Here is a 22,324-nt window from a genome sequence, read left to right as displayed (position 1 = left end):
AGGTAAGGCCGCCGGGCCCTGCCGTAAAGGCGTCAGCCGAACGTCCTGATCGCGCCGTCCACGAGTCCGGCGAAGACGATGTATCGTCCGGTCTTGGCGATGGCCACGAGGAGGAGGAAGACCCCGAACCGGGTCCGGAAGATGCCGGCGGCGACGGTTATCGCATCCCCGAGCGGCGCCCAGCTCAGCAGAAGGGACCAGATGCCCCAGCGCGAATACCAGTCCTGCGCGCGGGCCAGTTGCGCCTCCGAGGCGGGAAACCAGCGCCGCCCCTTCAGCCGCTCGATGCCGAGGCCCATGACGTAGTTGACCACCGAGCCGAGCGTATTGCCGACGGACGCGACCGCAACGATGACCCAGAGCGGGGCGGTTTCGGCCGATTGCAGCGCGGCGAAGACAATCTCGGACTGGAACGGAAGGATGGTCGCCGCCCCGAAGGCGGCGAGGAACAGGATCGCGAGATCGGCGAGGGGATGGCCGGTGGTCACGCCAGGCAATCTCCCCCTGCCGTCAGCTCCGGGACAGGGCCTCTGCGCCCTGCGGTTCGGGGCGGGGCTCCCGCGGGGGGCGGCCGATCACATCCTTCAGCTCGTCGAGCTCGATGAAATTGTCCGCCTGCCGGCGCAGCTCGTCCGCGATCATCGGCGGCTGCGAGCGGATGGTGGACACCACCGAAACACGTACGCCGGAGCGCTGGAGGCTCTCGACCAGCGGCCGGAAATCGCCGTCCCCGGAGAAGAGCACGATGTGATCGACGCGCGGAGCCAACTCCATGGCATCGACCGTCAGCTCGATATCCATGTTGCCCTTGACCTTACGGCGGCCCTGGCTGTCGATGTACTCCTTCGCGGGCTTCGTCACCATTGAGAAGCCGTTGTAGTGCAGCCAGTCGACGAGGGGGCGGATCGGCGAGTAGTCGTCGTTCTCCAGAAGGGCGGTGTAATAGAAGGCCCTGAGGAGCTTGCCGCGGCGCATGAACTCCTGGCGGAGCAGCTTGTAGTCGATGTCGAACCCGAGCGACTTGGCCGCGGCGTAGAGGTTCGAGCCATCGATGAAGAGCGCCAGGCGCTCGTCGCGGTAAAACATTCAAAATGCCCTTTCAAAATGCATGGCAGGACGAAAAGGGGCTTTGTCCGCCCATCCGATCAAGAGCTAGGGAAAGCCCATGGTGCTGCAAGTCAATGAACGTCACGTTATCGACACAATCGGGGGCGTCGCACTGGGCTCGAATGCCGCATCGCGCGCCGGATCGCCTGCGCGGACGGTGACGGCGGCCATGCGCGCGATGGAGCGGTGCGGATTCGTGATCCTGCGCCGGAGCCGACTGTATCGCACCGCGGCCTTCCCCGCCGGCTCCGGACCCGACTTCGTCAACGCGGTGGTGGTGTGCGTCGGCACGGCAATGGGGCCTCGGGACGCCCTCGCCGCGCTCCATGAGATCGAGGCGGCCTTCGGGCGGCGGCGGCACAGGCGCTGGGCGCCGAGGGCGCTCGACCTCGACCTACTCTGGCTGGGAGACAGCGTGCTTCCGGCGCGCGCAGAATGGCAAAGGTGGCGCAAGCTGGCGCCGGAGCGGCAGCGGGCCGAGGCACCGGACCGGCTCATCCTGCCGCACCCGCGCATCGCGGATCGGCCTTTCGTGCTCCTGCCTCTGGCGGAGGCGGCGCCCGATTGGCACCATCCCGTCACGGGCCAGACCCCGGCGGACATGATCCGAAGCCTCCCCGCCGGCGCGCGTGGCGGACCTCGAGCCATGAGCCTCTCCCTTGCAAAGCGGCCGACAAGGCGTTAGAGACGCGTTTTCCGCACTCTGATCGCTGGAGAGTCGTTCCATGGCACGCGTTACCGTCGAAGACTGCGTCGACAAGGTCCCGAACCGCTTCGAGCTCGTCCTGCTCGCCGCGCACCGTTCGCGTGAGATCTCCTCGGGCGCCAAACCCACCGTGGACCGCGACAACGACAAGAACCCCGTCGTCGCGCTGCGCGAGATCGGCGACGAAACCCAGCAGGCGGACGATCTGCGGGAGCGGATGATCGAGTCCAACCAGACCCAGATCGAAGTCGACGAGCCCGAAGAGGACAGCATGTCCCTCCTCATGGGCTCCGAGAGCAGTGCCGACCGTCCGGCCGATGACGACATGTCCGAAGAGAAGCTGCTGCGCGCCCTGATGGAAGCGCAGGAGCAGAAGTAAGACGAACGAAAGCTCGCATACGCTGGCCGCGCCGCATCACGGCGCGTCCCTCGACGTCGAGGATCTCGTCGAGCTCATAAAGGCGTACAATCCGCGCAGCGACACCGATCTGATCCGCGCCGCATATGCTTACGGTGCGGAGATGCACGAAGGTCAGTTTCGCGATTCGGGCGAACCCTACTTCATCCACCCCGTTGCCGTCGCCGCGCTCCTGACCGAGCAGCGGCTTGATGATTCGACGATCGTGACCGCCCTCCTGCACGATACGATCGAGGACACCCGGGCGAACTGGACCGATATCTCCGACCGGTTCGGCGCCGACATCGCCGACCTCGTGAACGGCGTCACCAAGCTGACCAATCTCCAGCTCTCCTCCTCGGAAACGCGGCAGGCGGAGAACTTCCGCAAGCTCTTCATCGCCATGTCCCGCGATCTGCGGGTGATCCTCGTGAAGCTGGCGGACCGGCTTCACAACATGCGCACCATCCGCTTCCAGCGCCACGAGAAGCAGGTGAAGAAGGCGCGCGAGACGATGGACATCTATGCCCCCCTGGCCGGGCGGATGGGCATGCAGTCGATGCGGGAGGAGCTCGAAGACCTCGCCTTCCAGGTGCTGAACCCCGAGGGCCGCCTCTCCATCATGCGTCGCTTCGTGCGGCTCCAGAACGAAACCGGCGACGTGATCCAGAAGATCACGGGTGACATACGGCTCGAACTTTCGAAGGCGCAGATCGATGCGGACGTGTTCGGCCGTGCGAAGCGCCCCTACTCGATATGGCGCAAGATGCAGGAGAAGAGCCAGGGCTTCTCACGTCTGTCGGACATCTACGGGTTTCGCGTCATCGTGGATACCGAGAGGGATTGCTATGCCGTCCTCGGCGCGATTCACCGTCGCTGGTCCGCCGTGCCGGGCCGCTTCAAGGATTACATCAGCCAGCCCAAGTCGAACGGCTACCGATCGATCCACACCACGGTCTCGGGCCGGGACGGCAAGCGCGTCGAGGTGCAGATCCGCACCCGGCAGATGCATGAGGTCGCCGAGGCGGGCGTCGCCGCACACTGGTCCTACCGCGACGGTGTGCGCGCGCAGAACCCCTTCGCCGTCGACCCCGCCAAGTGGCTTTCCACGCTGAACGACCGCTTCGGAGACACCGACCACGAGGAATTCCTCGAGCATGTGAAGCTCGAGATGTATTCCGACCAGGTGTTCTGCTTCACACCGAAGGGCGAAGTGGTGAAGCTGCCGAAGGGCGCGACGCCGCTCGACTTTGCCTACTCGATCCACACGCGGATCGGCGATTCCTGCGTCGGTGCGAAGATCGACGGCATCCGGGTTCCGATGTGGACGCGGCTGAAGAACGGCCAGTCCTGCGAGATCATCACCGCCGAGGGCCAGCGGCCGCAGGCGACCTGGCTCGATATCGTCGCGACGGGCCGCGCGAAGTCCGCGATCCGCCGCTCCCTCCGCGAGGAGAACCGCGAACGCTACATCAAGCTGGGGCGGGAGCTCGTGAGGCAGGCGTTCGAGCAGGTCGGACGAACGGCGACGGACAAGGCCCTGCGCATGGCGGCGAAGAAGCTGACCCTGCCTGATGCGGACACGCTCCTGGCGCGTCTCGGCAGCGCGGAGCTCTCCGCGCGGGACGTCGTGACCACGCTCTATCCGAAGCTTGCCGACAGCGGCGGCGAGCGGGAGCCGGTGGACCAGACCCGCGCCGTCCTCGGCCTCGCGCCCGACCAGACGCCGCAGCGGGCCTCGTGCTGTCAGCCGGTGCCGGGAGAGCGAATCGTCGGCATCACGTATCGCGGGCGCGGCGTCGTGGTGCATGCCATCGATTGCCCGCTCCTGGTGGAGTTCGAGGAGGCGGCCGAACGCTGGGTCGACCTGCACTGGCATTCGGGCCCCCACCCGCCGGTCTATACCGTCCGTCTCGAGCTGGTCCTGGCCAACGCGACCGGCGCGCTCGGCCGGATATGCACCCTTGTGGCCGAGCAGAAGGCGAATATCTCGGATCTGCAGTTTCTTGATCGGAAACCTGACTTTTACAGGTTGCTGATTGATGTGGACCTGCGAGACGTGGAGCATCTGCACATGGTCGTGACGGCACTTGAGGCCGATAGCGACGTTGCAGAGATATCGCGGATGCGAAACCTGGAACGCGGACCTGCATGACCCGCCGGTCCCAATCGAACGAGGCCCTCTGGACGTGTTCAAGCGGAGAGAAAAGCGGAGCTGGGCCCGAATCGCATGGTCAGCGATCTGGCCGCGCGGTGGTTACGGCCGCGCCTTCCAGTACGTCCAGCACCGCGTAAGCCGCATCCCGGACAGGCCCGAGCGCATCGCACGGGGCATCTTCGCGGGCGTATTCGTCTGCTTCACGCCGCTCTTCGGGCTTCACTTCGTGCTCGCGCTGATCATCGGCCGGATCATGCGGGCGAACATCGTCGCCGCGCTCATCGCCACCTTCTTCGGCAACCCGATCACCTTCCCCGTCATCGCGTGGGTGAGCCTGACGCTTGGGCACTTCATCCTCGGCACGCAGTTCAAGGACGAGGTGCGCAACTCGCTGTTCGAGAAATTCGCCTGGGCGATGTCGGATCTCTGGGCCAATCTCGGCGCGCTCTTCACCCCGGACAAGGCGAATTGGCTGGGGCTCCACAGGTTCTATTCCGAGGTGTTCCTGCCCTATCTCGTGGGGGGGCTGCTCCCCGGCCTGATCGCCGGGATCATCGCGTTCTACCTCTCCCTGCCTGTCGTCACCGCCTATCAGAAGCGCCGCAAGGGCCTCGTGAAGCGGCGAGCCGCGCGGCTGAGGGGCGCCCACCAGCCGGACAACGGGTAAGAAGACCGGGCAGGCGGGATGCCTTATTCGTCTTCCCGCAGGGCCGTGTCCGCTTCTTCGGCCATGTCGTCCTCCGGCCAGTCGCAGATCGCGCGGAGGGCCTGCCACTCCTCCTCGGACAGGACCGGGGCGAAGGCATCTCCTTGCGTTTCGGCGGATCGGGCGGCCTCAGCGCGGCCGGCGAGACTGGGATGGCTTGCGACGTATTCCAGCACACCGTTCATGTCCCCGTGCTCCTCACTCAGGCGGTCGAAGAATTGGGCGATGGCTTCGGAGGGCAGCTCCGCCGCTGCCAGCATGTCGAATGCGAAGCGGTCCGCCGCGGCCTCGGCCTCCCTGGTGTAGGCTGCGGAGGCGACCTGCTCGGCAATCACGGCGGCGGCGGCACCGCCTGCGAAATCGCCGATGACGAGTGAGAGGATCCCGGCCGAGCCCGCGGCCCGCAGCGTCAGCCGGAGGGGGTCCCGCGATGCGACGTGACCGAGTTCATGCGCCAGGATCCCGGCCACCTCCTCGGGACTCTCGGCGGCGTAGATCAGTGCCGAAAAGATGACGACATGTCCGCCGGGCGCCGCAAAGGCATTCACCATGCCGCTGTCGAGAACGCGGATCTTCACATCGTAGGGCACGTCGAGATCGGCGATGAGCCGATCCCGCATCTTCTGCAGCGCCGCATCGCCCTCGGCGGTCGAGCACATCGCGTCCTCCCCGCGCGCGCCGAAGGCCCGCTCCACCTGTGCGACGACGGTGGTGCCGATCTGCTCCTCCCGGTCGGGCGGGATCATGCGGGCGATCGTGTCCGACAGGCGTGGCAGGATGACGAAGAGGATCAGGAGGATGGCGCCGATGGCGGCGAGGCCGCTCACCACGATCCTGCGCACGGTTCCGGGCGGTGTCGTGCTGGCCTTGCGGTTCGGACAGAGCGCGGCGAGCGCGGCGACGTCGCGCGCCGCCTCCACGACCAGCCGCGCCTCGTCCGTTCCGGACAGGTGAAAGACGCCGTGGCCCTTCGAGCCGGGGTCGCGCACCTGCCGAACGTCCTTCAGGGGCCAGATCGCGAGGGGCGCACCGCTTTCGGCGAGGATCGTCATCCGGCCGGACCCGGCATCGGCCACCGCGCGCACGGCTCGCTCGCCGGCGGTCCGCCCGTCGTGGAAGAGGGCCGGAACCGAGGTCTGACCGTGAGGAGCGGATCCCTTCATGCCGCTCAGAAGCCCGCACCGATATCAAGAGCGTCGGCGAAGCCTTCGGCATCCACGACCTCGTCCCGCTCCCGCTGGGTGATGAGATCGAGCCGACCGGCGTTCAGGATCGTCAGCGTCTCGATATAGTGCCTCAGGATCGGCTGGGTGATGAAGCAGGCGGCCAGCGCTCCGGCCATGAGGATCGAGCCGACATAGGCGATGCTCGTCAGGATCACGACGCCGAGGCCGACGACCTCCTGGTTCATGAAGGCAAGTTGCTCGAAGCCTCCGGAGGCGAGGACCAGCACGAACGCCACGATGATCAGCGGGATCACGAGCGCCATCACGCAAAGGCCGAGCAGCATCGTCCCACCGATATAGATGCCGATGACGCTGCCGGTCCTTGGCTGCGCGTCGAAGCGGATACCGTTGCCCAGCTCCTTCTCGGCCGCCATGAGGCGGAAGGACTGGACGGAGTAGGAGACCGCGCCGATGAAGATCCAGACATAGCCGACCGCCAGCAGCACCATGCCGAGGCCCGACAGGAAGGAATAGCCGAGCGGGCCGGGGGGGAGCATGGTGCCGAAACCCGAACAGGCCGCGCCGGCGATCAGGATGGCGAGCGCGATGAAGACCTGGCGCATGGCACGATAGAGCATCGTCCACCTGCCGTGCTGCTGGAAGCGCGCGGTGCCGTAATAGGTCCTGTCGATCATGTACTTCTCGAGGCGGAAGGTCATGAGCGGCAGCAGCAGCCCGAAGCTCAGAAGCGTGGCGATGGCATAGAAAACGGCGCGCCAGGTATAGCCGAGGGCGCCCTTCTCAATCCCGAACCGGATGCCGCGCCAGCGCGTGCGGGCGAGTTGGTAGCGCCGCGCCCGGTAACGCGCGAAGAACAGCAGCGGCGCCACGGCGGCGAAACTGAGGAGGGACGTCGCCATCTGGGCCATGATCGCCGCGTCCGTCGTGCCGCCGGAGAACATGGAAAGACCGACGGCGAAGAGGATCAACTGGAAGACGCCGAGATAGACCGCCAGCACCACCACCGCGAGGAGGAAGCCGAGCAGCATCTCGAGGCCCGTGCCGGTATATTCGAACGGCGAACCGCCCGGCCGGATCGAGGACCAGAGGTAGCGGCGGATCCGCGTCTTGGCCCAGAAGCGGTAGATGCCGAGCGTGATGAGCGTGAGAAAGCCGGTCTTGAGCGCAAGCCAGAAGAGCGGGCCGCCCTCGCCGTCATATTGCGCCTCGAGGGCGTCCCCGAATGCGGAGGAGGGCCCCGTATCTGTATCACTCATCGGAAATGCCTTTCGCGGGAAGGTCGCTTCTGACGCAGGGGCAATCCTAATGCCATGGTCCCTCCCGCGTCACGCATCCGTGTATGCCCCGGAGCCTTATGCGGCAATGGGGTCACTTCGGGCAGGCGGCGAGGCGCCGGGTCAGTTGAAGCGGTTGTCGCGCGGGAAGCCGCGGGGGGCCATGCGTCCCGAGCCGGCGCGCTTGCCGACCCATTCGGAGAGATCCCGCTCGGTGCGCGTCCGGCCCGCAGGATCGGTCCAGGACAGGCCGGTCTCCAGCGTCAGCGTCGTCGCGTCGGACATCCCGCCGTCCTTGTACTTCTGGAGGCGCACGCCCTTGCCCCGCGCCATTTCCGGCAGCTCGGTCAGCGGGAAGACCAGCATCTTGCGGTTCTCCCCCACGACGGCGACGTGGTCCCCGTCGATGGTCTTGCAGAGCGCGGCGGCTGCCGGGGCCTTCACGTTCAGCACCTGCTTGCCGGCCTTGGTCTGCGCGAGGAGCTCGTCGGCATTGGCGACGAACCCGTCGCCGGCGGTCGAGGCGAGCAGAAGCTTCTGACCCTTGCGGTGGATCCGCAGCGCGGTGATGTCCGCCTCGTTGGGCAGATCGACCATGAGGCGCACCGGCTCCCCCATCCCGCGCCCGCCGGGCAGGGAGGTCACGGGAAGGGTATAGACGCGGCCGTTGGAGCCGAGGAGCAACAGCTTGTCCGTCGTCTCGGCATGGATCGCGAAGCGGCCCTCGTCCCCGTCCTTGAACTTCAGCGGCTGATCGGCGGCGACGTGGCCTTTCATCGCCCGGATCCAGCCCATCTTCGAGCAGACCACGGTGACCGGCTCGCGCTCGATCATCGCCTCCACCGGCACCTCCGCCACGGCCTTGGCCTCGGCAATCTCGGAGCGGCGGGCGCCGCCGGGGCTGTTCTTGCCGAAGGTCTTGCGGACCTCCTTCAGCTCGGCGGCGATGCGCTGCCACTGGAGCTCCTCGCTGCCGAGAAGATCCATCAGGCCGGCGCGCTCCTCGGTCAGCTCGTCGCGCTCACGGCGGAGCTCCATCTCCTCAAGGCGGCGCAGCGACCGCAGGCGCATGTTGAGGATCGCCTCGGCCTGCGTCTCCGTCAGGTCGAACTCGGCCATCATGACGGGCTTCGGCTCGTCCTCGGTGCGGATGGTCTCGATCACCCGGTCGAGGTTGAGGAAGGCGACGATGTAGCCTTCGAGGATGTGCAGCCGCGCGTCGATCTTGCCGAGGCGGTGGCGCGAGCGACGCAGAAGGACGTCCCGGCGGTGGTCGAGGAACGCCCGCAGCACGTCCTTCAGCGAACAGACCTTCGGCGTGCGCCCGTCGATCAGCACGTTCATGTTCATCGAGAACCGCACTTCGAGGTCCGAGTTGCGGAACAGCATCCCCATCAGCACGTCGGCATCGACGGTGCGGGAGCGGGGCTCCAGGACGACACGCACGTCCTCGGCGCTCTCGTCCCGCACATCGGCGAGGATCGGAATCTTCTTAAGCTGGATCAGCTCGGCGAGCCGTTCGATGAGCTTCGACTTCTGGACCTGGTAGGGGATCTCGGTGACGACGACCTGCCACTGGCCGCGCCCGAGTTCCTCGATCTCCCACCGCGCCCGCAGGCGGAACGCGCCGCGGCCGGTCCGGTAGGCCTCGGCCATGCTGGCAGGCGGCTCCACGATGACGCCGCCGGTCGGGAAGTCCGGACCCTGGACGTAGCTCATCAGCGTCTCGTCCCGCGCATCCGGGGTCTTCAGCAGATGGAGGCAGGCGCCGAGAAGCTCGTCGATGTTGTGTGGCGGAATGTTCGTCGCCATGCCGACGGCGATGCCGCTGGATCCGTTGGCCAGAAGGTTCGGAAAGGCGGCGGGCAGGACGACGGGTTCCTGGAGCGTGCCGTCGTAGTTGTCCCGGAAATCGACGGCATCCTCGGTCAGGCCGTCCATCAGGGCTTCCGCGGCGGCGGTCAGGCGGGCTTCGGTGTAGCGCGCGGCCGCCGGGTTGTCTCCGTCGATGCTTCCGAAGTTCCCCTGGCCATCGACCAGCGGGTAGCGGATGGAGAAGTCCTGCGCGAGGCGCGCCATCGCGTCGTAGATCGCGCTGTCACCGTGCGGGTGATAGTTGCCCATCACGTCGCCGCTGATTTTCGCTGATTTTCGATACCCGCCAGCGGAACTCAGCCGAAGTTCGCGCATTGCATACAGGATACGGCGATGGACTGGTTTCAGCCCGTCGCGCGCATCGGGAAGTGCGCGGTTCATGATCGTGGAAAGGGCATACGTCAGGTAGCGCTCGCCGATGGCTCGGCGAAGCGGCTCGGCAAGTGCCGGCGAAGGGTGATCCGGTTCGTCGGCGCTTTCGCTCATGCGGTCTGACTAGCGAAGCCTCCCGGTGGCTACAAGGGTAACGAAAAAGGAGCGTCCGTCTCGCGGGGCAGGACATTACGGCAACCATGCAGAAACACGCGCTCGATAACTATTCCATCCAGGCACGGTCGACCCAGGCGGAGGCAAAGTAATGCTCGGTAAGTATGTTGCAGGAACGCTCCTCGTCCTCGGTGGTGCGATGGTTCTCGTCCCAGGAACCGGTGATGTCGACGTGACCCGTGCGGCGACGGCACCGTCCGCCCTCGCCACGCCGGTCGTCAAGGCCAGCGCCGAACCGGCCGATCTCGAACAGGCCCGGAATATCGTTCAGGCGGCGGTGCAGGGCTCCGTCGGCGCGAAGCCCGCTGTCGCATCCGATGCGCCCGATTCCGCCGCTCAGGCCGAAGCCAACCCCAGTGGCACGCTGAAGCTTTCCGACGAAACGCGCCGCGTTCTTGCTGCTGCGGGCGGCGTCGTCGACGCTGATCGCGACTGGGAGGCCCTCGCCGCCGACCCGGCCGCGGATGCCCAGATGCTGGAAGTCTCCGGCTCCCGCGTGAATGTCAGATCCGGTCCGTCGACCGGTCACGGTGTCATCGACTCCCTCGTTCGTGGCACCGATGTCGAACTCGTTTCCGAGGATGCATCCGGATGGGCGAAGATCCGGATGTCCGGCGGTCGCGAGGGCTTCATGGCCCGCCGCTTCCTCGACGAGATCGGCTGAAACCGTCTTGCCGTCAGGCAACCGGGCGTAGAGGGTGGCGGCTGATCCCGCCACCCTTTCGCGTTTCAGGCTCCGAGTGACCACGAGATCCATCCTCATCACAGGTTGTTCCTCCGGGATCGGACTGGCCGCAGCGCGGGGCCTTCGGTCCGATGGGTGGCGCGTTTTCGCGGCCTGTCGGCAGGAGGCGGATGCCGAGCGGCTGAGGCAGGAGGGGCTGGAGGGGATCCGGCTCGATTACGACGACGCCGAAAGCATCGCCTCCGCGGTGGCCCATGTGACGGACGCGACGGGCGGGCGGCTCGATGCGCTCTTCAACAACGGGGCCTTCGCACTACCTGGCGCCCTCGAAGACCTGCCGACCGACGGGCTCCGAGCGATCTTCGAGACCAACGTCTTCGGCTGGCACGAGCTGACGCGGCAGGTCATTCCGATCATGCGCGCGCAAGGGTCGGGCCGCATCCTCAACTGCTCCTCCGTCCTGGGCCTCGTTCCGATGAAGTGGAGAGGGGCCTACGTCTCTACCAAGTTCGCGCTGGAGGGGATGACGGACGTGCTGCGGCTCGAGATGCGGGACACGCCGATCCGGGTCGTCCTGATCGAGCCCGGCCCGATCACGTCGAACATCCGGGTCAATTCCATCCCCCATTTCGAACGCTGGATCGACTGGGAAGCCTCGCCGCGCGCCGATCAGTACCGCGAAACGCTGCTGAAACGTCTCTATGAAAGCCGCGGCAAGGACACGTTCGAGCTGCCGCCGGAAGCGGTGGTGAAGGCGGTCCGCCGGGCGCTGAGCGCGAGAAACCCGGCGCCGCGCTATGCGGTCACGGTCCCGACGAAGGCGATGGGGGTCTTGCGACGCATCCTTCCCGGCCGTGCGCTCGACAGGATCATTTCCCGCGGCTGATCGGTCGCACTGGCGGTCCGCCTCATGGGTGCTACGTGCGGGTCAGCATCCGACATGAGGCCGACATGAGAGACGATCCGCTGTTCATCGCCATCGCCCTGGCCGGGCTCGTGGTCGTCGCGATCCTCGCGGTGGGGATCGGCACCTTCGCCAAGGGCGGCGAGTTCAACCGCAGGAACGCCAACAAGATCATGCGCCTGCGCATCATCGCCCAGTTCGCCGCGGTCGTTCTTATCCTGCTGTTCGTGCTGATACGGAGATAGGCCATGGTCGTTCTAAGCAAGATCTACACCCGAAGCGGCGATGGCGGTGAAACCGCCCTGGGCGATGGAAGCCGCGTTGCGAAGACGTCCCTGCGCGTCGAGGCCTACGGCACCGTGGACGAGGTGAATGCCGCGATCGGCGTCGCGCGCCTTCATGCGGAGGGGGAGATGGGCGAGCGCCTGACGGTGATCCAGAACGATCTGTTCGATCTCGGCGCCGATCTGTGTCGTCCGACCGCGCCGGGAGAAGAGGAGGCGGAGTACCCGCCCCTGCGCGTCACCGACGCGCAGACCGCGCGGCTCGAGACGGAAATCGACGCGATGAACGCGGACCTCGCGCCCCTGCGAAGTTTCGTCCTTCCGGGCGGCTCCACCCTCGCGGCGCACCTCCATGTCGCGCGAACCGTCGCGAGGCGGGCCGAACGCATCGCCGTCGCCCTGGCGGACGAGCAAAGCGTGAGCGGCCCGGTCGTGCGGTATCTCAATCGCCTGAGCGATTGGTTCTTCGTTGCCGCGCGGCACGCCAACAATGGCGGGGCGGGGGACGTCCTCTGGGTGCCGGGTGCAAGTCGTTAGCGGTACCATCCGGAAACGTCGCGTTTCCAGCGCCATTCGCCGATATTCGCGGTTTTTCATAGGACCGGTGCAGGCTAAGTCTTGACCCAAGATCAAGGCGAGCGGCCTGCGCTCGACAGAAGGAGGGAGAGCCGGATGAAGATCCTGGTGCCCGTGAAACGGGTAATCGACTATAACGTGAAGGTTCGGGTCAAGTCGGATGGATCCGGCGTGGACCTTGCGAACGTCAAGATGAGCATGAACCCGTTCGACGAGATCGCCGTCGAGGAGGCGATCCGACTGAAGGAGGCCGGCAAGGCCGACGAGGTCATCGCGGTGTCCATCGGCGTGGCCAAGGCGCAGGAGACGCTTCGCACCGCCCTCGCGATGGGAGCTGACCGCGCGATCCTCGTCACCGCGTCGGACGACGTGCACCAGGATGTCGAGCCGCTCGCGGTGGCGAAGATCCTCAAGGCCATCGTCGACGAGGAGAAGCCGGACCTGGTGATCTGCGGCAAGCAGGCGATCGACAACGACCTGAACGCCACCGGCCAGATGCTGGCGGCGCTCCTCGGCTGGAGCCAGGCGACGTTTGCGAACAACGTCGAGCTGGGCGACGGCGATGCGACCGTGACCCGCGAGGTCGATGGGGGTCTACAGACGGTGAAGGTCAAGTTGCCGGCCATCGTGACGACGGACCTGCGACTGAACGAGCCGCGCTACGCGTCCCTGCCAAACATCATGAAGGCGAAGAAGAAGCCGCTCGATCAGAAGACGCCCGAGGATTACGGCGTCGACGTCGCGCCGCGCCTGAAGGTGGTGAAGACGGTCGAGCCCGCGGAGCGCAAGGCCGGCATCACCGTCGCGTCGGTCGACGAACTTCTCGACAAGCTGAAGAACGAAGCGGGGGTTCTCTGATGGCTGTTCTGCTGATTGCCGAAGTCTCCGGCGCCGACCTCGTCCTCGATGCCACCGCCAAGGCGCTGACCGCGGCGAAGAAGCTCGGCGACGTGACCGTCCTCGTCGCCGGCGAAGGGTGCGAGGGTGCGGCGGAGGCTGCCTCGAAGCTCGATGGCGTCTCCAAGGTCCTCTGCTGCTCCGATGCGGCCTACGGGCATAACCTGCCCGAGGCGACCGCGCCTCTCGTGGTCGGCCTCGCGGGCGATTACGAGCATATCTGCGCGCCGGCAACGACGAGCGCCAAGAACCTGCTGCCCCGTGTCGCGGCTCTGCTCGACGTGATGGTCATCACCGATGTCTCCGGCATCGTGAACGACTCCACCTTCGAGCGCCCGGTCTATGCCGGCAACGCCATCCAGACCGTGGAGAGCGGGGACGCCAAGAAGGTCCTCTCGATCCGCACCTCGACCTTCGACGCGTCGGGCGAGGGCGGCTCGGCATCCGTCGAGAAGATCGACGCCGCCGAGAATCCGGGCCTCTCCGAATGGGTCGAGGACAAGGTTGCCGAGAGCGATCGTCCCGAGCTCACCTCCGCCTCCATCGTCGTGTCAGGCGGCCGGGGCCTCGGCTCCGAGGAGCAGTTCGAACTGGTGGAGAAGCTGGCCGACAAGCTCGGCGGCGCCGTCGGCGCGTCCCGCGCCGCGGTCGATTCCGGCTACGCGCCCAATGACTGGCAGGTCGGTCAGACCGGCAAGGTCGTGGCGCCCGATCTCTATATCGCCGTCGGCATCTCTGGAGCGATCCAGCACCTTGCCGGGATGAAGGATTCCAAGGTGATCGTCGCGATCAACAAGGACGAAGAGGCGCCGATCTTCCAGGTCGCCGATTACGGCCTCGTCGGCGATCTCTTCGAGCTCGTCCCGGAACTGACCGAGAAGGCGTAAGCCAAATGGCGGCGCGGGGGCCATGATCTCTCGCGCCGCCTTGCCGCACTGCCCCTGCCGCCATAGATGATCGGCATGGCTCTTCCTCCCCCCTTCGGCCCCAAAAAGCCGTCCGTTTCCGTTGTCCGTCTCACGGGCATGATCGCCGCCAATGCGCGCGGCCTGAACGACGCCACAGTGGCGCCGCTTCTCGAGCGGGCCTTCCGCCGACGTCCGAAGGCGGTCGCGATCTCCATCAACTCTCCCGGCGGCTCGCCCGTGCAATCCTCCCTCATCGGCGCGCGGATCCGCCGTCTGTCCGAGGAGAAGGAGATTCCGGTCATCGCCTTCATCGAGGATGCGGCGGCCTCGGGAGGCTACTGGCTTGCGGCCGCGGCTGACGAGATCTTCGTCGATCCAAGTTCCATCGTCGGCTCCATAGGCGTGATCTCCTCCTCCTTCGGGTTTCAGGAGTTCATCGACCGTCACGGCGTCGAACGGCGGATCCACACCTCCGTCGGCTCCAAGTCCTTCCTCGACCCGTTCCGGGCAGAGAAGGAGGAGGACGTGGAGCGCCTCCGCCGCCTGCAGAACGAGATCCACGAGGCGTTCACCGCGCATGTCGTGGCCCGACGGGGCGCCCGCCTGAGAAGCGACGAGGACCTGTTCACCGGCGAGTTCTGGACCGGCAAACGCGCCGTCGAGCTCGGTCTCGCCGACGGGGTGGGGCACCTCGTGCCGGAGATGAAGCGCCGTTTCGGTGACAAGGTCCGGTTCAACGTGCAGGCGCCCAAGCGCAGCCTCTTCCGGCGGATCGGCCTCGGTGCGGCGACGGAGATGTTGTCCGCCGCCGGCGACCACGTGGAGGAGCGGGCCCAGTGGGCACGCCTCGGCCTTTGACATGATCGTCAAGATCGTCACCATCTTCCTCATCGCGATGATCGTCCTTGCGATGTTCGGCCGCCTGCGCTGGCCGGGCCATGCGCATCGCAGCGCCCGAAAGCCCGCGCGCCCGCCGAAGTGCCGCGCCTGCGGTGCGCCCCGCATCGGCACCGGCCCGTGCCCCTGCGGAGAAAAGTGACATGATCGTCGATGTCCTCCTCGTTCTCGTCGGGCTGGCGCTGCTCCTCTTCGCGGGCGACGCGCTCGTGAAGGGCGCGGTCAATCTTGCGCTGCGGGTCGGCATCCCGGCGCTGATCGTCTCCCTCACCGTCGTCGCCTTCGGCACCTCTGCGCCGGAGCTTCTGATCTCCGTCGCCGCGGTTCTCGACGATGCGGCCGGACTGGCGCTCGGCAATGTCGTCGGCTCCAACATCGCCAATGTGCTCCTCGTGATCGGCGTGCCGGCGCTCGTCTTCGGGATGAGTTCCATGGGGCCGGACTCGAAGCGGTCCTTCGTCGTGATGCTGGGCGCGACCGCGATCTTCATCGCGATGGCCTTCGCAGGGCCGTTCATGTGGATTCACGGCCTGATCCTGCTGGCGCTCCTCGCGGCGGTTCTGACCGACTCGGCGCTCGATGCGCGGCGCCACCGGAAGGCAAGCAAGGCGAAGGGCCCCGAGGAGGATCTCGAAGGGGCCGATGCGTCGATGTCCGGCAAGAAGATCGCGCTCTACCTCGTTCTCGGCCTCGTCGGCCTTCCCATAGGCGCCCAGATCCTCGTGACATCCGCCGTCTCCATCGCCGAGACGTTGCATGTCCCGGACACGGTGATCGGCCTCACGCTCGTTGCCATCGGCACGTCGCTGCCGGAGCTTGCCACGACCTTCTCCGCCGTGAAACAGCGGCAGGCGGACGTGGCGATCGGCAACGTGATCGGCTCGAACATCTTCAACCTGCTCGGCATCATCGGCGTCGCGGCGCTCGTCGGCCCGATCCCGGTCGACCCCCAGTTGCTGCGGGTGGACCTCTGGGTCATGGCGGCCGCCGCGCTCCTGCTCCTGCCAGCCGTGATGTGGCAGAAGCGCATGGGCCGCGTCTTCGGCGGCGTGCTCCTGGTTCTCTACGCCGCCTATCTCGTGGCCGCCGTGGCATGAAGCGAGCGCTCGTGACAGGGGCCGGCCAGAGGCTCGGCCGGGCGATGGCGCTCTACCTCGCGGGGCGGGGCCTCGCCGTCGCCGTTCACTACAACGGCTCCGGGCAGGACGCGGACGCCGTGGCGGGCGAGATCCGCGCGATGGGACGGACGGCCGTGACCGTCCAGGCGGACTTCCTCGATCGCGCAGCCGTCCGCCGCCTCGTTCCGGATGCCGCGGGCGCCCTTGGAGGGCCGCTCGATCTTCTGGTGAACAGCGCCTCGATCTTCGAATATGACCGCCTTGCAAGCGCGACGCCCGAGAGCTGGGACCGGCACATGCGCTCCAACCTCGAAGCGCCGTTCTGGCTCCTGCAATCCTTTGCGGAGCGTGCTCCCAAGGCGGAAGCTGATGCGGCCGGCGAGCCCGTCTCCCGTGCGCTGTGCGTGAACATGGTGGATCAGCGCGTCCGCAAGCTGACGCCACATTTCGCGACCTACACCCTCGCCAAGGACGCACTCTGGACGCTGACCCGAACGGCCGCGCGGGACCTCGCGCCCGATATCCGCGTCAATGCCATCGGTCCCGGTCCGACGATGAAGGCCGCCGGCCAGTCCGAGGAGCACTACCGCCGCCAGCGGGCTGCCACGATCCTCGGGCGCGGGTCCGATCCGGACGATATCTGTGCGGCGCTGGGGTATTTCATGGACGCCAAGGCGGTGACCGGCCAGCTTCTCTGCGTCGACGGGGGACAGCATCTCAACTGGCGAACGCCCGACATGACGGGCGGCGTCTAGCCGGTATCCGCTGCCCTCGCGGCAAGAAGTTGCCAAGACGGCAGAGGGGCATCCTCGAGGACCCGCTTAAAGGCAAACCTTTACAATAGGTTAACGCCGACTGAATATTAAATGAAATGGAATCAATGACTTGTGTTTGGACCATCTGTCACAGAACCGTCACTTAGCGCTTGACCCGGGCGGCGCGATGAGGCTGGGGCGGGCGTTATCCCCCGGCTTATCCACAGAATCTGTGGGTGGCTTCCAGACTTGTCCCCCGACCCCTGATCTGGCCCTTCAGGATTGGAGCACGCGATGACGGATCCCCACGCCACCGGCGAGGCGCCCATGACCGAGGACAGCCGCCCGGCGCCCGACGGCCCGCGCGGCTATGCGTGCGTCAAAAGCTATCTCAGGACGCTGGACAGCTCTCCCGGCGTCTACCGCATGCTCGATTCCGAAAGCCGCGTCCTCTATGTCGGCAAGGCGCGGAACCTCAAGGCGCGGGTCTCCAGCTACTCGCGCCCCTCGCCGCAGCACTCCCCCCGGATCTCCCGCATGATCCTGGACACCGCCGCGATGATGTTCCTCACGACGCGGACGGAGGTGGAGGCGCTGCTGCTCGAGCAGAATCTCATCAAGCAGCTCAAGCCCCGCTACAACGTGCTGATGCGGGACGACAAATCGTTCCCGAACATCCTCGTCTCGAAGGATCATGCCTTTCCGCAGATCAAGAAGCATCGTGGCGCACGGTCGGAGAAGGGCTCGTATTACGGCCCCTTCGCGAGCGCCGGCGCCGTGAACCGCACGCTGAACCAGTTGCAGAAGGTCTTCCTGCTCCGCAACTGTTCGGATTCTGTGTTCGAAAGCCGCACGCGCCCGTGCCTGTTGCACCAGATCAAGCGCTGCAGCGCTCCCTGTACCGGCCATATCGACGCCGAGAGCTATACCGGTCTCGTCCGCGATGCGGAGCGCTTCCTGCAAGGCAAGAGCACCGATGTGCAGGGCCAGCTCGCGAAGGAGATGGCGGAGGCGTCCGAGGAGATGGAGTTCGAGCGCGCAGCCGCGATCCGGGACCGCATCCGTGCGCTCACGCAGGTGCAGGGCGTTCAGGGGATCAATCCAAGGGGCGTCGCGGAGGCCGATATCGTCGCGCTGCACATGGAGGGGGGGCAGGCCTGCGTTCAGGTCTTCTTCATCCGCGCGCACCAGAACTGGGGCAACCGGGACTACTATCCCCGTCTCGGCGGCGTGGAGAGTCCGACAGAGGTCCTCGAAGCGTTCTTGGGCCAGTTCTATTCCGGCAAGGAGCCGCCCCGGCAACTCCTGCTGTCCCACGATATCGAGGAGCGGGAGCTGATGGAGTCGGCGCTGGGGGAGAAGGCCGGCCGCAAGGTCTCCATCCTCGTGCCGCAGCGCGGTGAGAAGGCGGAGCTCGTCGAGAGCGCGTCCCGCAACGCCCGCGAGAGCCTTGCCCGGCGCATGTCCGAAAGTGCGGCGCAGACGAAGCTTCTCGCCGGGCTGGCGGAAGCGCTGGACCTGCCGGCGCCGCCCTCCCGCATCGAGGTTTACGACAACTCTCACATCCAGGGCACGAACGCTGTCGGCGGCATGATCGTCGCGGGGCCGGAGGGCTTCCTGAAGAGCCAGTACCGCAAGTTCAACATCAAGGGCACCGAGCTGACCCCCGGAGACGATTTCGGGATGATGAAGGAAGTTCTGACACGTCGTTTCCAGCGCCTGCTGAAGGAAGACCCTGACCGGCAGGGCGAGACCTGGCCGGATCTTCTGCTGATCGATGGCGGCGCGGGTCAGGTCTCGGCGGTGGCCGAGATCATGGCCGACCTCGGTGTGGAGGATGTGCCCTTCGTCGGCGTGGCCAAGGGCATCGACCGCGATGCCGGCAAGGAGGAGTTCCACCGCCCGAAGGGCCGGCCCTTCGCGCTCCGCCACAACGATCCGGTGCTCTACTTCGTGCAGCGGATGAGGGACGAGGCGCACCGCTTCGCCATCGGCGCGCACAGGCAGAAGCGGGCCAAGGGCGTCGGCGCGACCCCGCTCGACGATATCCCGGGCGTCGGCGCGGGCCGCAAGCGCGCGCTGCTGACGCATTTCGGTTCGGCCAAGGCTGTCTCCCGCGCCGACCTCGCCGACCTGAAAGCGGTGGACGGGATCAGCGCCGGCCTCGCGGAGAAGATCTACGACTTCTTCCACGAACGCGGCTGATCAGGCCGCGCGCCCGCTCCGTCACGCGGGCCGAGGGACGCTCGCTGGCGGCACGAGAGGGGCGCGCCTAGTCCGTACTTTCGAGGCAATGCCGGCGGAACGCCCCCTTCAGCATGTCCAGCTCCGCGCGCAGAAGGTCGATCTCGGCGCGCAGGTCCTCGTCGAGCGGCGCGCCTGCGACGATGGCGAAGCTTGCGAGCATGTCTCCCGTCTCCTCGTCCCGCACGACGATGGTCCGCACACCGTCCGACAGCAGCTCGGCCGGGATGGCCAGCCGCGCCTCCCAGGTGCCAGGGCGGCCGGGATCCGCTGTCACGTCCGGTGCGGGCAGCGCCTCCCCGGCGCTTTCGGCGGTAAGGCGCGGCGGATCGGAGCGGCCGTCCCCCTCGAGGGTCGCGATCCAGGTTCCGGCGCGGAGGGCGGACGCGCCCAGCGTGAGGGTCATGGCAGGTCCTTTCAGAGCTCGGCGCGGCGGCGTCGGGTGAAGGTCAGGTCCCGGATCAGGATCTGGTTCAGTTCCGGCCCCTCGAAGATCAGATCGATCCAGGCCTGCTCCACCCGTTTCTCGTTCAGGTCGGAATACCCGAGGTCGAACTCCACCATCGCCTCTTCCCGGCCAAGCGGAATCTCCCGGACGAGCTGCTCGGTGTTGGGCCCGTGACGCACGTTGAGGCGCGCGAACAGCTCGAGCGGCTTCTCCGTTTCGGCCGCAATGCGAAGACCGAGGAGGTGGCGGCGTGTGAGGCCGCTCGCGGCGTCTTCAGGCAGGTTTAGGACGAGGCTGAGGAAGGAGCCGTCGAAGGCGAAGACGTCCATCCTCAGACCGAACGGCGCGAGATCGAGCGCGCCGGTATTGCGGACCTGGCGCAGGCTGAGCTCGCTGACGCGGCAATCGTGGAAGACCGTGAGTTCGGAGCCGACCGCCTGACGGCTCTCGATGGCGGCAAGGCCGGGCGGGTGAACCGGTCCGGTCCAGAGTTCGGGGCGCCACGCCCAGTCCGTCCCGAGCGGCTTCTGGATCGCGCCGTGGGCCTGCCCGCTCAAGCCGAGCCGCCCCTCGGCGGCGTGCAGAACGCGGTCGATCTCGCGGCGCAGGACCCGCGCCTCGCCGCGCGCCCGTTTGAGATCGGCGGGCTCCATGGTCGGGGCGGCATCGGCGGCCCGGCGCCAGCGCCTGAGAGCGCGCCGTTCCGCGATCCGGTCGATCCCTGAGCCGAACCTGCCTGCCATGCTGCCGCCTTTACCGCATTCCCAGAGACCGCTCCTGCGCGGGTGCTCCGCAGAGCCGCGCAACCTCGGAGGGTATCGTGAGCCTCTTAGAGATCCATGTAAACGTGGGTCTCGGCGGAAGCGCCGGGATGCGTGACCGCGCCGTACCGCGCTCCGCCGACGAGCTGCGCGAACTTGAAGAGCGCGCCGGAGGCGTAGTTGGTCGGCTTCGGCCCGGCCCATTCGTCCTTCCGGGCGGCGAGGTCGGCCTCGGACAGGTCGACGTCGATCTTCCCGGTCACCGCGTCGATGGTGATCACGTCACCCGTCTTCAGCAGCGCGATGGGGCCGCCGTGGGCCGCTTCGGGTCCGACGTGACCGACGCAGAAGCCGCGGGTGGCGCCCGAGAAACGGCCATCGGTGATGAGCGCGACCTTCTTGCCCATGCCCTGCCCGGACAGGGCGGCGGTGGTGGACAGCATCTCGCGCATGCCGGGGCCGCCGGCGGGGCCCTCGTTGCGGATCACGATGACCTCGCCTTCCTCGTATTCGCGGTTCTGCACGGCCTCGAACGCTTCTTCCTCGGATTCGAAGACGCGGGCGGGGCCGGTGAAGACCTGCTCTTCTGCGGACATGCCGGCCACCTTCACGATCGCCCCGTCGGGAGCGATGTTGCCGCGCAGCCCGACGACGCCGCCGGTCTTCGTGATCGGGGTCTCGATCGGATGGATCACCTTGCGATCGGGCTCGCCGGCGGTGAGGTCCAGCTCTTCGCCGATGCTCCGGCCGGAGGCGGTGATGCAATCCTCGTGGATGAGGCCGGCCTTGCGCAGCTCCTTCATGACGACCGGAATTCCGCCGGCATTGTAGAGATCCTTCGCGACGTATTGGCCGCCGGGCTTGAGATCCACGAAGTAGGGCGTGTCGTGGAAGATCTCGCAGACGTCGAAGAGGTCGAAGTCGATCCCGGCCTCGTTGGCGATGGCCGGCAGGTGCAGGCCGGCATTCGTCGATCCGCCGGTGCAGGCGACGACGCGGGCGGCGTTTTCCAGGCTCTGGCGGGTGACGATGTCGCGGGCGCGGATGTTCTTCTCGATGAGGGACATCACCGCTTCGCCCGAGGCGGTCGCGTACTGGTCCCGGCTCTCGTAGGGCGCGGGCGTGCCCGAGGAGTTGAAGAGCGCGAGGCCGATGGCTTCGGAGACACATGCCATCGTGTTCGCGGTGAACTGTCCGCCGCAGGCGCCGGCCGAGGGGCAGGCGACCCGCTCGAGGATGGCGAGCGCGGCATCCGACAGGGTGCCGTTCTGGTGACGGCCGACCGCCTCGAACATGTCCTGCACGGTCAGGTCGCGGGTCGCGAAATCCTCGGGCACGTCGGCGCCGGCGGGGACCTTCCCGGGCAGGATCGAGCCGCCGTAGATGAAGACCGAGGGAACGTTCAGGCGGACCATCGCCATCATCATGCCGGGCAGGGACTTGTCGCAGCCGGCGAGGCCGACGAGCGCATCGTAGCAATGCCCGCGCATGGTCAGCTCGACCGTGTCGGCGATGGCCTCGCGGGAGGCGAGGGAGGAGCGCATGCCCTCATGGCCCATCGCGATGCCGTCGGTGACGGTGATCGTGGTGAACTCGCGCGGCGTGCCGGCGGCGGCCTTGACGCCGAGCTTCACCGCCTGCGCCTGACGCGACAGGGAGATGTTGCAGGGCGCGGCCTCGTTCCAGCAGGTGGCGACGCCGACGAAGGGACGGTCGATCTCCTCCTCGCTGAGACCCATCGCGTAGTAATAGGAGCGGTGCGGGGCGCGGGACGGCCCCTCCGTCACATGCCGGCTGGGCAGTTTGGACTTGTCGCTCTTGCTCTTAAGCATGGCTCGGCTCCCCGGGGTCTGACGCTCTTCTATGATCCCGCGTGGCATAGACCCGGCCT

Annotated in this window: 23 protein-coding genes; 15 read left to right on the top strand and 8 right to left on the bottom strand. The window is 66.9% G+C overall.

The window, feature by feature from the left end:
- Positions 1 to 32 precede the first annotated feature (32 nt).
- Together RM543_RS01840 and RM543_RS01835 are read right to left on the bottom strand one after the other, a co-directional pair.
- Positions 33 to 488 (bottom strand): YqaA family protein, encoded by a 456-nt coding sequence (locus RM543_RS01840; RefSeq protein ID WP_311689066.1) that lies wholly within the window; start codon positions 486 to 488, stop codon positions 33 to 35.
- Positions 489 to 510: 22 nt separating this feature from the next.
- Positions 511 to 1,086, bottom strand: coding sequence for a LabA-like NYN domain-containing protein (locus tag RM543_RS01835; protein WP_116084969.1), 576 nt, complete (start codon positions 1,084 to 1,086; stop codon positions 511 to 513).
- A 79-nt stretch (positions 1,087 to 1,165) separates the two neighbouring features.
- On the opposite strand from RM543_RS01835, the gene folK reads away from it, so the two are divergent.
- From folK to RM543_RS01815, 4 genes are read left to right on the top strand one after another with little or no spacing between them, the layout of a single operon-like run.
- Positions 1,166 to 1,792, top strand: a complete 627-nt coding sequence (gene folK, locus RM543_RS01830; protein WP_311689064.1) for a 2-amino-4-hydroxy-6-hydroxymethyldihydropteridine diphosphokinase — start codon at positions 1,166 to 1,168, stop codon at positions 1,790 to 1,792.
- A gap of 40 nt (positions 1,793 to 1,832) precedes the next feature.
- Positions 1,833 to 2,192: a DNA-directed RNA polymerase subunit omega gene (gene rpoZ, locus RM543_RS01825; protein WP_311689062.1), complete on the top strand. Its 360-nt coding sequence runs from the start codon at positions 1,833 to 1,835 to the stop codon at positions 2,190 to 2,192.
- 22 nt (positions 2,193 to 2,214) lie between these two features.
- The gene (locus RM543_RS01820; RefSeq protein WP_311689843.1) at positions 2,215 to 4,365 is read left to right on the top strand and encodes a RelA/SpoT family protein; all 2,151 of its coding nucleotides are present in this window, start codon (positions 2,215 to 2,217) and stop codon (positions 4,363 to 4,365) included.
- Between the two features lie 34 nt (positions 4,366 to 4,399).
- Positions 4,400 to 5,035 carry a DUF2062 domain-containing protein gene (locus RM543_RS01815; protein WP_311689060.1) on the top strand — a complete coding sequence of 212 codons (636 nt, stop codon included), beginning with the start codon at positions 4,400 to 4,402 and terminating at the stop codon, positions 5,033 to 5,035.
- Between the two features lie 23 nt (positions 5,036 to 5,058).
- Here RM543_RS01815 and RM543_RS01810 read toward each other — a convergent pair whose 3' ends face one another.
- The 3 genes from RM543_RS01810 to parC form a co-directional block, all read right to left on the bottom strand.
- Positions 5,059 to 6,237 carry a M48 family metallopeptidase gene (locus RM543_RS01810; RefSeq protein WP_311689058.1) on the bottom strand — a complete coding sequence of 393 codons (1,179 nt, stop codon included), beginning with the start codon at positions 6,235 to 6,237 and terminating at the stop codon, positions 5,059 to 5,061.
- A 5-nt stretch (positions 6,238 to 6,242) separates the two neighbouring features.
- Complete coding sequence (locus RM543_RS01805; protein ID WP_311689056.1) at positions 6,243 to 7,517, bottom strand: DUF898 family protein; 1,275 nt, start codon at positions 7,515 to 7,517, stop codon at positions 6,243 to 6,245.
- Positions 7,518 to 7,658: 141 nt separating this feature from the next.
- Positions 7,659 to 9,896, bottom strand: a complete 2,238-nt coding sequence (gene parC, locus RM543_RS01800; RefSeq protein ID WP_311689054.1) for a DNA topoisomerase IV subunit A — start codon at positions 9,894 to 9,896, stop codon at positions 7,659 to 7,661.
- Between the two features lie 151 nt (positions 9,897 to 10,047).
- Between parC and RM543_RS01795 the strand changes: the two genes are divergently transcribed.
- The 11 genes from RM543_RS01795 (at position 10,048) to uvrC (ending at position 19,185) form a co-directional block, all read left to right on the top strand.
- Positions 10,048 to 10,620, top strand: coding sequence for an SH3 domain-containing protein (locus tag RM543_RS01795; RefSeq protein WP_311689052.1), 573 nt, complete (start codon positions 10,048 to 10,050; stop codon positions 10,618 to 10,620).
- A gap of 76 nt (positions 10,621 to 10,696) precedes the next feature.
- Complete coding sequence (locus tag RM543_RS01790; protein ID WP_311689050.1) at positions 10,697 to 11,527, top strand: SDR family oxidoreductase; 831 nt, start codon at positions 10,697 to 10,699, stop codon at positions 11,525 to 11,527.
- Positions 11,528 to 11,592: 65 nt separating this feature from the next.
- Positions 11,593 to 11,790, top strand: a complete 198-nt coding sequence (locus RM543_RS01785) for a twin transmembrane helix small protein (protein WP_311689048.1) — start codon at positions 11,593 to 11,595, stop codon at positions 11,788 to 11,790.
- A gap of 3 nt (positions 11,791 to 11,793) precedes the next feature.
- The gene (locus RM543_RS01780; RefSeq protein ID WP_311689047.1) at positions 11,794 to 12,366 is read left to right on the top strand and encodes a cob(I)yrinic acid a,c-diamide adenosyltransferase; all 573 of its coding nucleotides are present in this window, start codon (positions 11,794 to 11,796) and stop codon (positions 12,364 to 12,366) included.
- A 135-nt stretch (positions 12,367 to 12,501) separates the two neighbouring features.
- On the top strand, positions 12,502 to 13,263 hold the full coding sequence (locus RM543_RS01775; protein ID WP_311689045.1) for an electron transfer flavoprotein subunit beta/FixA family protein: 762 nt from the start codon (positions 12,502 to 12,504) through the stop codon (positions 13,261 to 13,263).
- Positions 13,263 to 14,189 (top strand): electron transfer flavoprotein subunit alpha/FixB family protein, encoded by a 927-nt coding sequence (locus tag RM543_RS01770; RefSeq protein WP_311689043.1) that lies wholly within the window; start codon positions 13,263 to 13,265, stop codon positions 14,187 to 14,189. Before RM543_RS01775 ends, RM543_RS01770 begins: the two co-directional genes overlap by 1 nt.
- A gap of 75 nt (positions 14,190 to 14,264) precedes the next feature.
- Positions 14,265 to 15,068: a S49 family peptidase gene (locus RM543_RS01765; RefSeq protein WP_311689041.1), complete on the top strand. Its 804-nt coding sequence runs from the start codon at positions 14,265 to 14,267 to the stop codon at positions 15,066 to 15,068.
- A gap of 1 nt (position 15,069) precedes the next feature.
- Positions 15,070 to 15,249, top strand: coding sequence for a hypothetical protein (locus RM543_RS01760; RefSeq protein ID WP_311689039.1), 180 nt, complete (start codon positions 15,070 to 15,072; stop codon positions 15,247 to 15,249).
- Position 15,250: 1 nt separating this feature from the next.
- Complete coding sequence (locus RM543_RS01755) at positions 15,251 to 16,204, top strand: calcium/sodium antiporter (protein ID WP_311689037.1); 954 nt, start codon at positions 15,251 to 15,253, stop codon at positions 16,202 to 16,204.
- Positions 16,201 to 16,980: an SDR family oxidoreductase gene (locus tag RM543_RS01750; protein WP_311689035.1), complete on the top strand. Its 780-nt coding sequence runs from the start codon at positions 16,201 to 16,203 to the stop codon at positions 16,978 to 16,980. Before RM543_RS01755 ends, RM543_RS01750 begins: the two co-directional genes overlap by 4 nt.
- A gap of 327 nt (positions 16,981 to 17,307) precedes the next feature.
- A complete protein-coding gene (gene uvrC / locus RM543_RS01745) occupies positions 17,308 to 19,185 on the top strand; it encodes an excinuclease ABC subunit UvrC (protein ID WP_311689842.1) in 1,878 nt (625 codons plus the stop codon).
- A 67-nt stretch (positions 19,186 to 19,252) separates the two neighbouring features.
- On the opposite strand, the gene RM543_RS01740 is transcribed toward uvrC, so the two are convergent.
- The 3 genes from RM543_RS01740 to ilvD form a co-directional block, all read right to left on the bottom strand.
- Entirely contained in the window at positions 19,253 to 19,630 is a 378-nt protein-coding gene (locus RM543_RS01740) for a hypothetical protein (protein WP_311689033.1), read from the bottom strand.
- A gap of 11 nt (positions 19,631 to 19,641) precedes the next feature.
- Positions 19,642 to 20,415, bottom strand: a complete 774-nt coding sequence (locus RM543_RS01735; protein WP_311689031.1) for a DUF6478 family protein — start codon at positions 20,413 to 20,415, stop codon at positions 19,642 to 19,644.
- Positions 20,416 to 20,501: 86 nt separating this feature from the next.
- Entirely contained in the window at positions 20,502 to 22,265 is a 1,764-nt protein-coding gene (gene ilvD, locus RM543_RS01730; protein WP_311689029.1) for a dihydroxy-acid dehydratase, read from the bottom strand.
- Positions 22,266 to 22,324 lie beyond the last annotated feature (59 nt).

The sequence above is a fragment of the Tropicimonas omnivorans genome (genome assembly GCF_031846565.1).
GTDB classification, from domain to species: domain Bacteria; phylum Pseudomonadota; class Alphaproteobacteria; order Rhodobacterales; family Rhodobacteraceae; genus Tropicimonas_B; species Tropicimonas_B omnivorans.
This window is presented reverse-complemented; position numbering and strand designations above follow the sequence as displayed.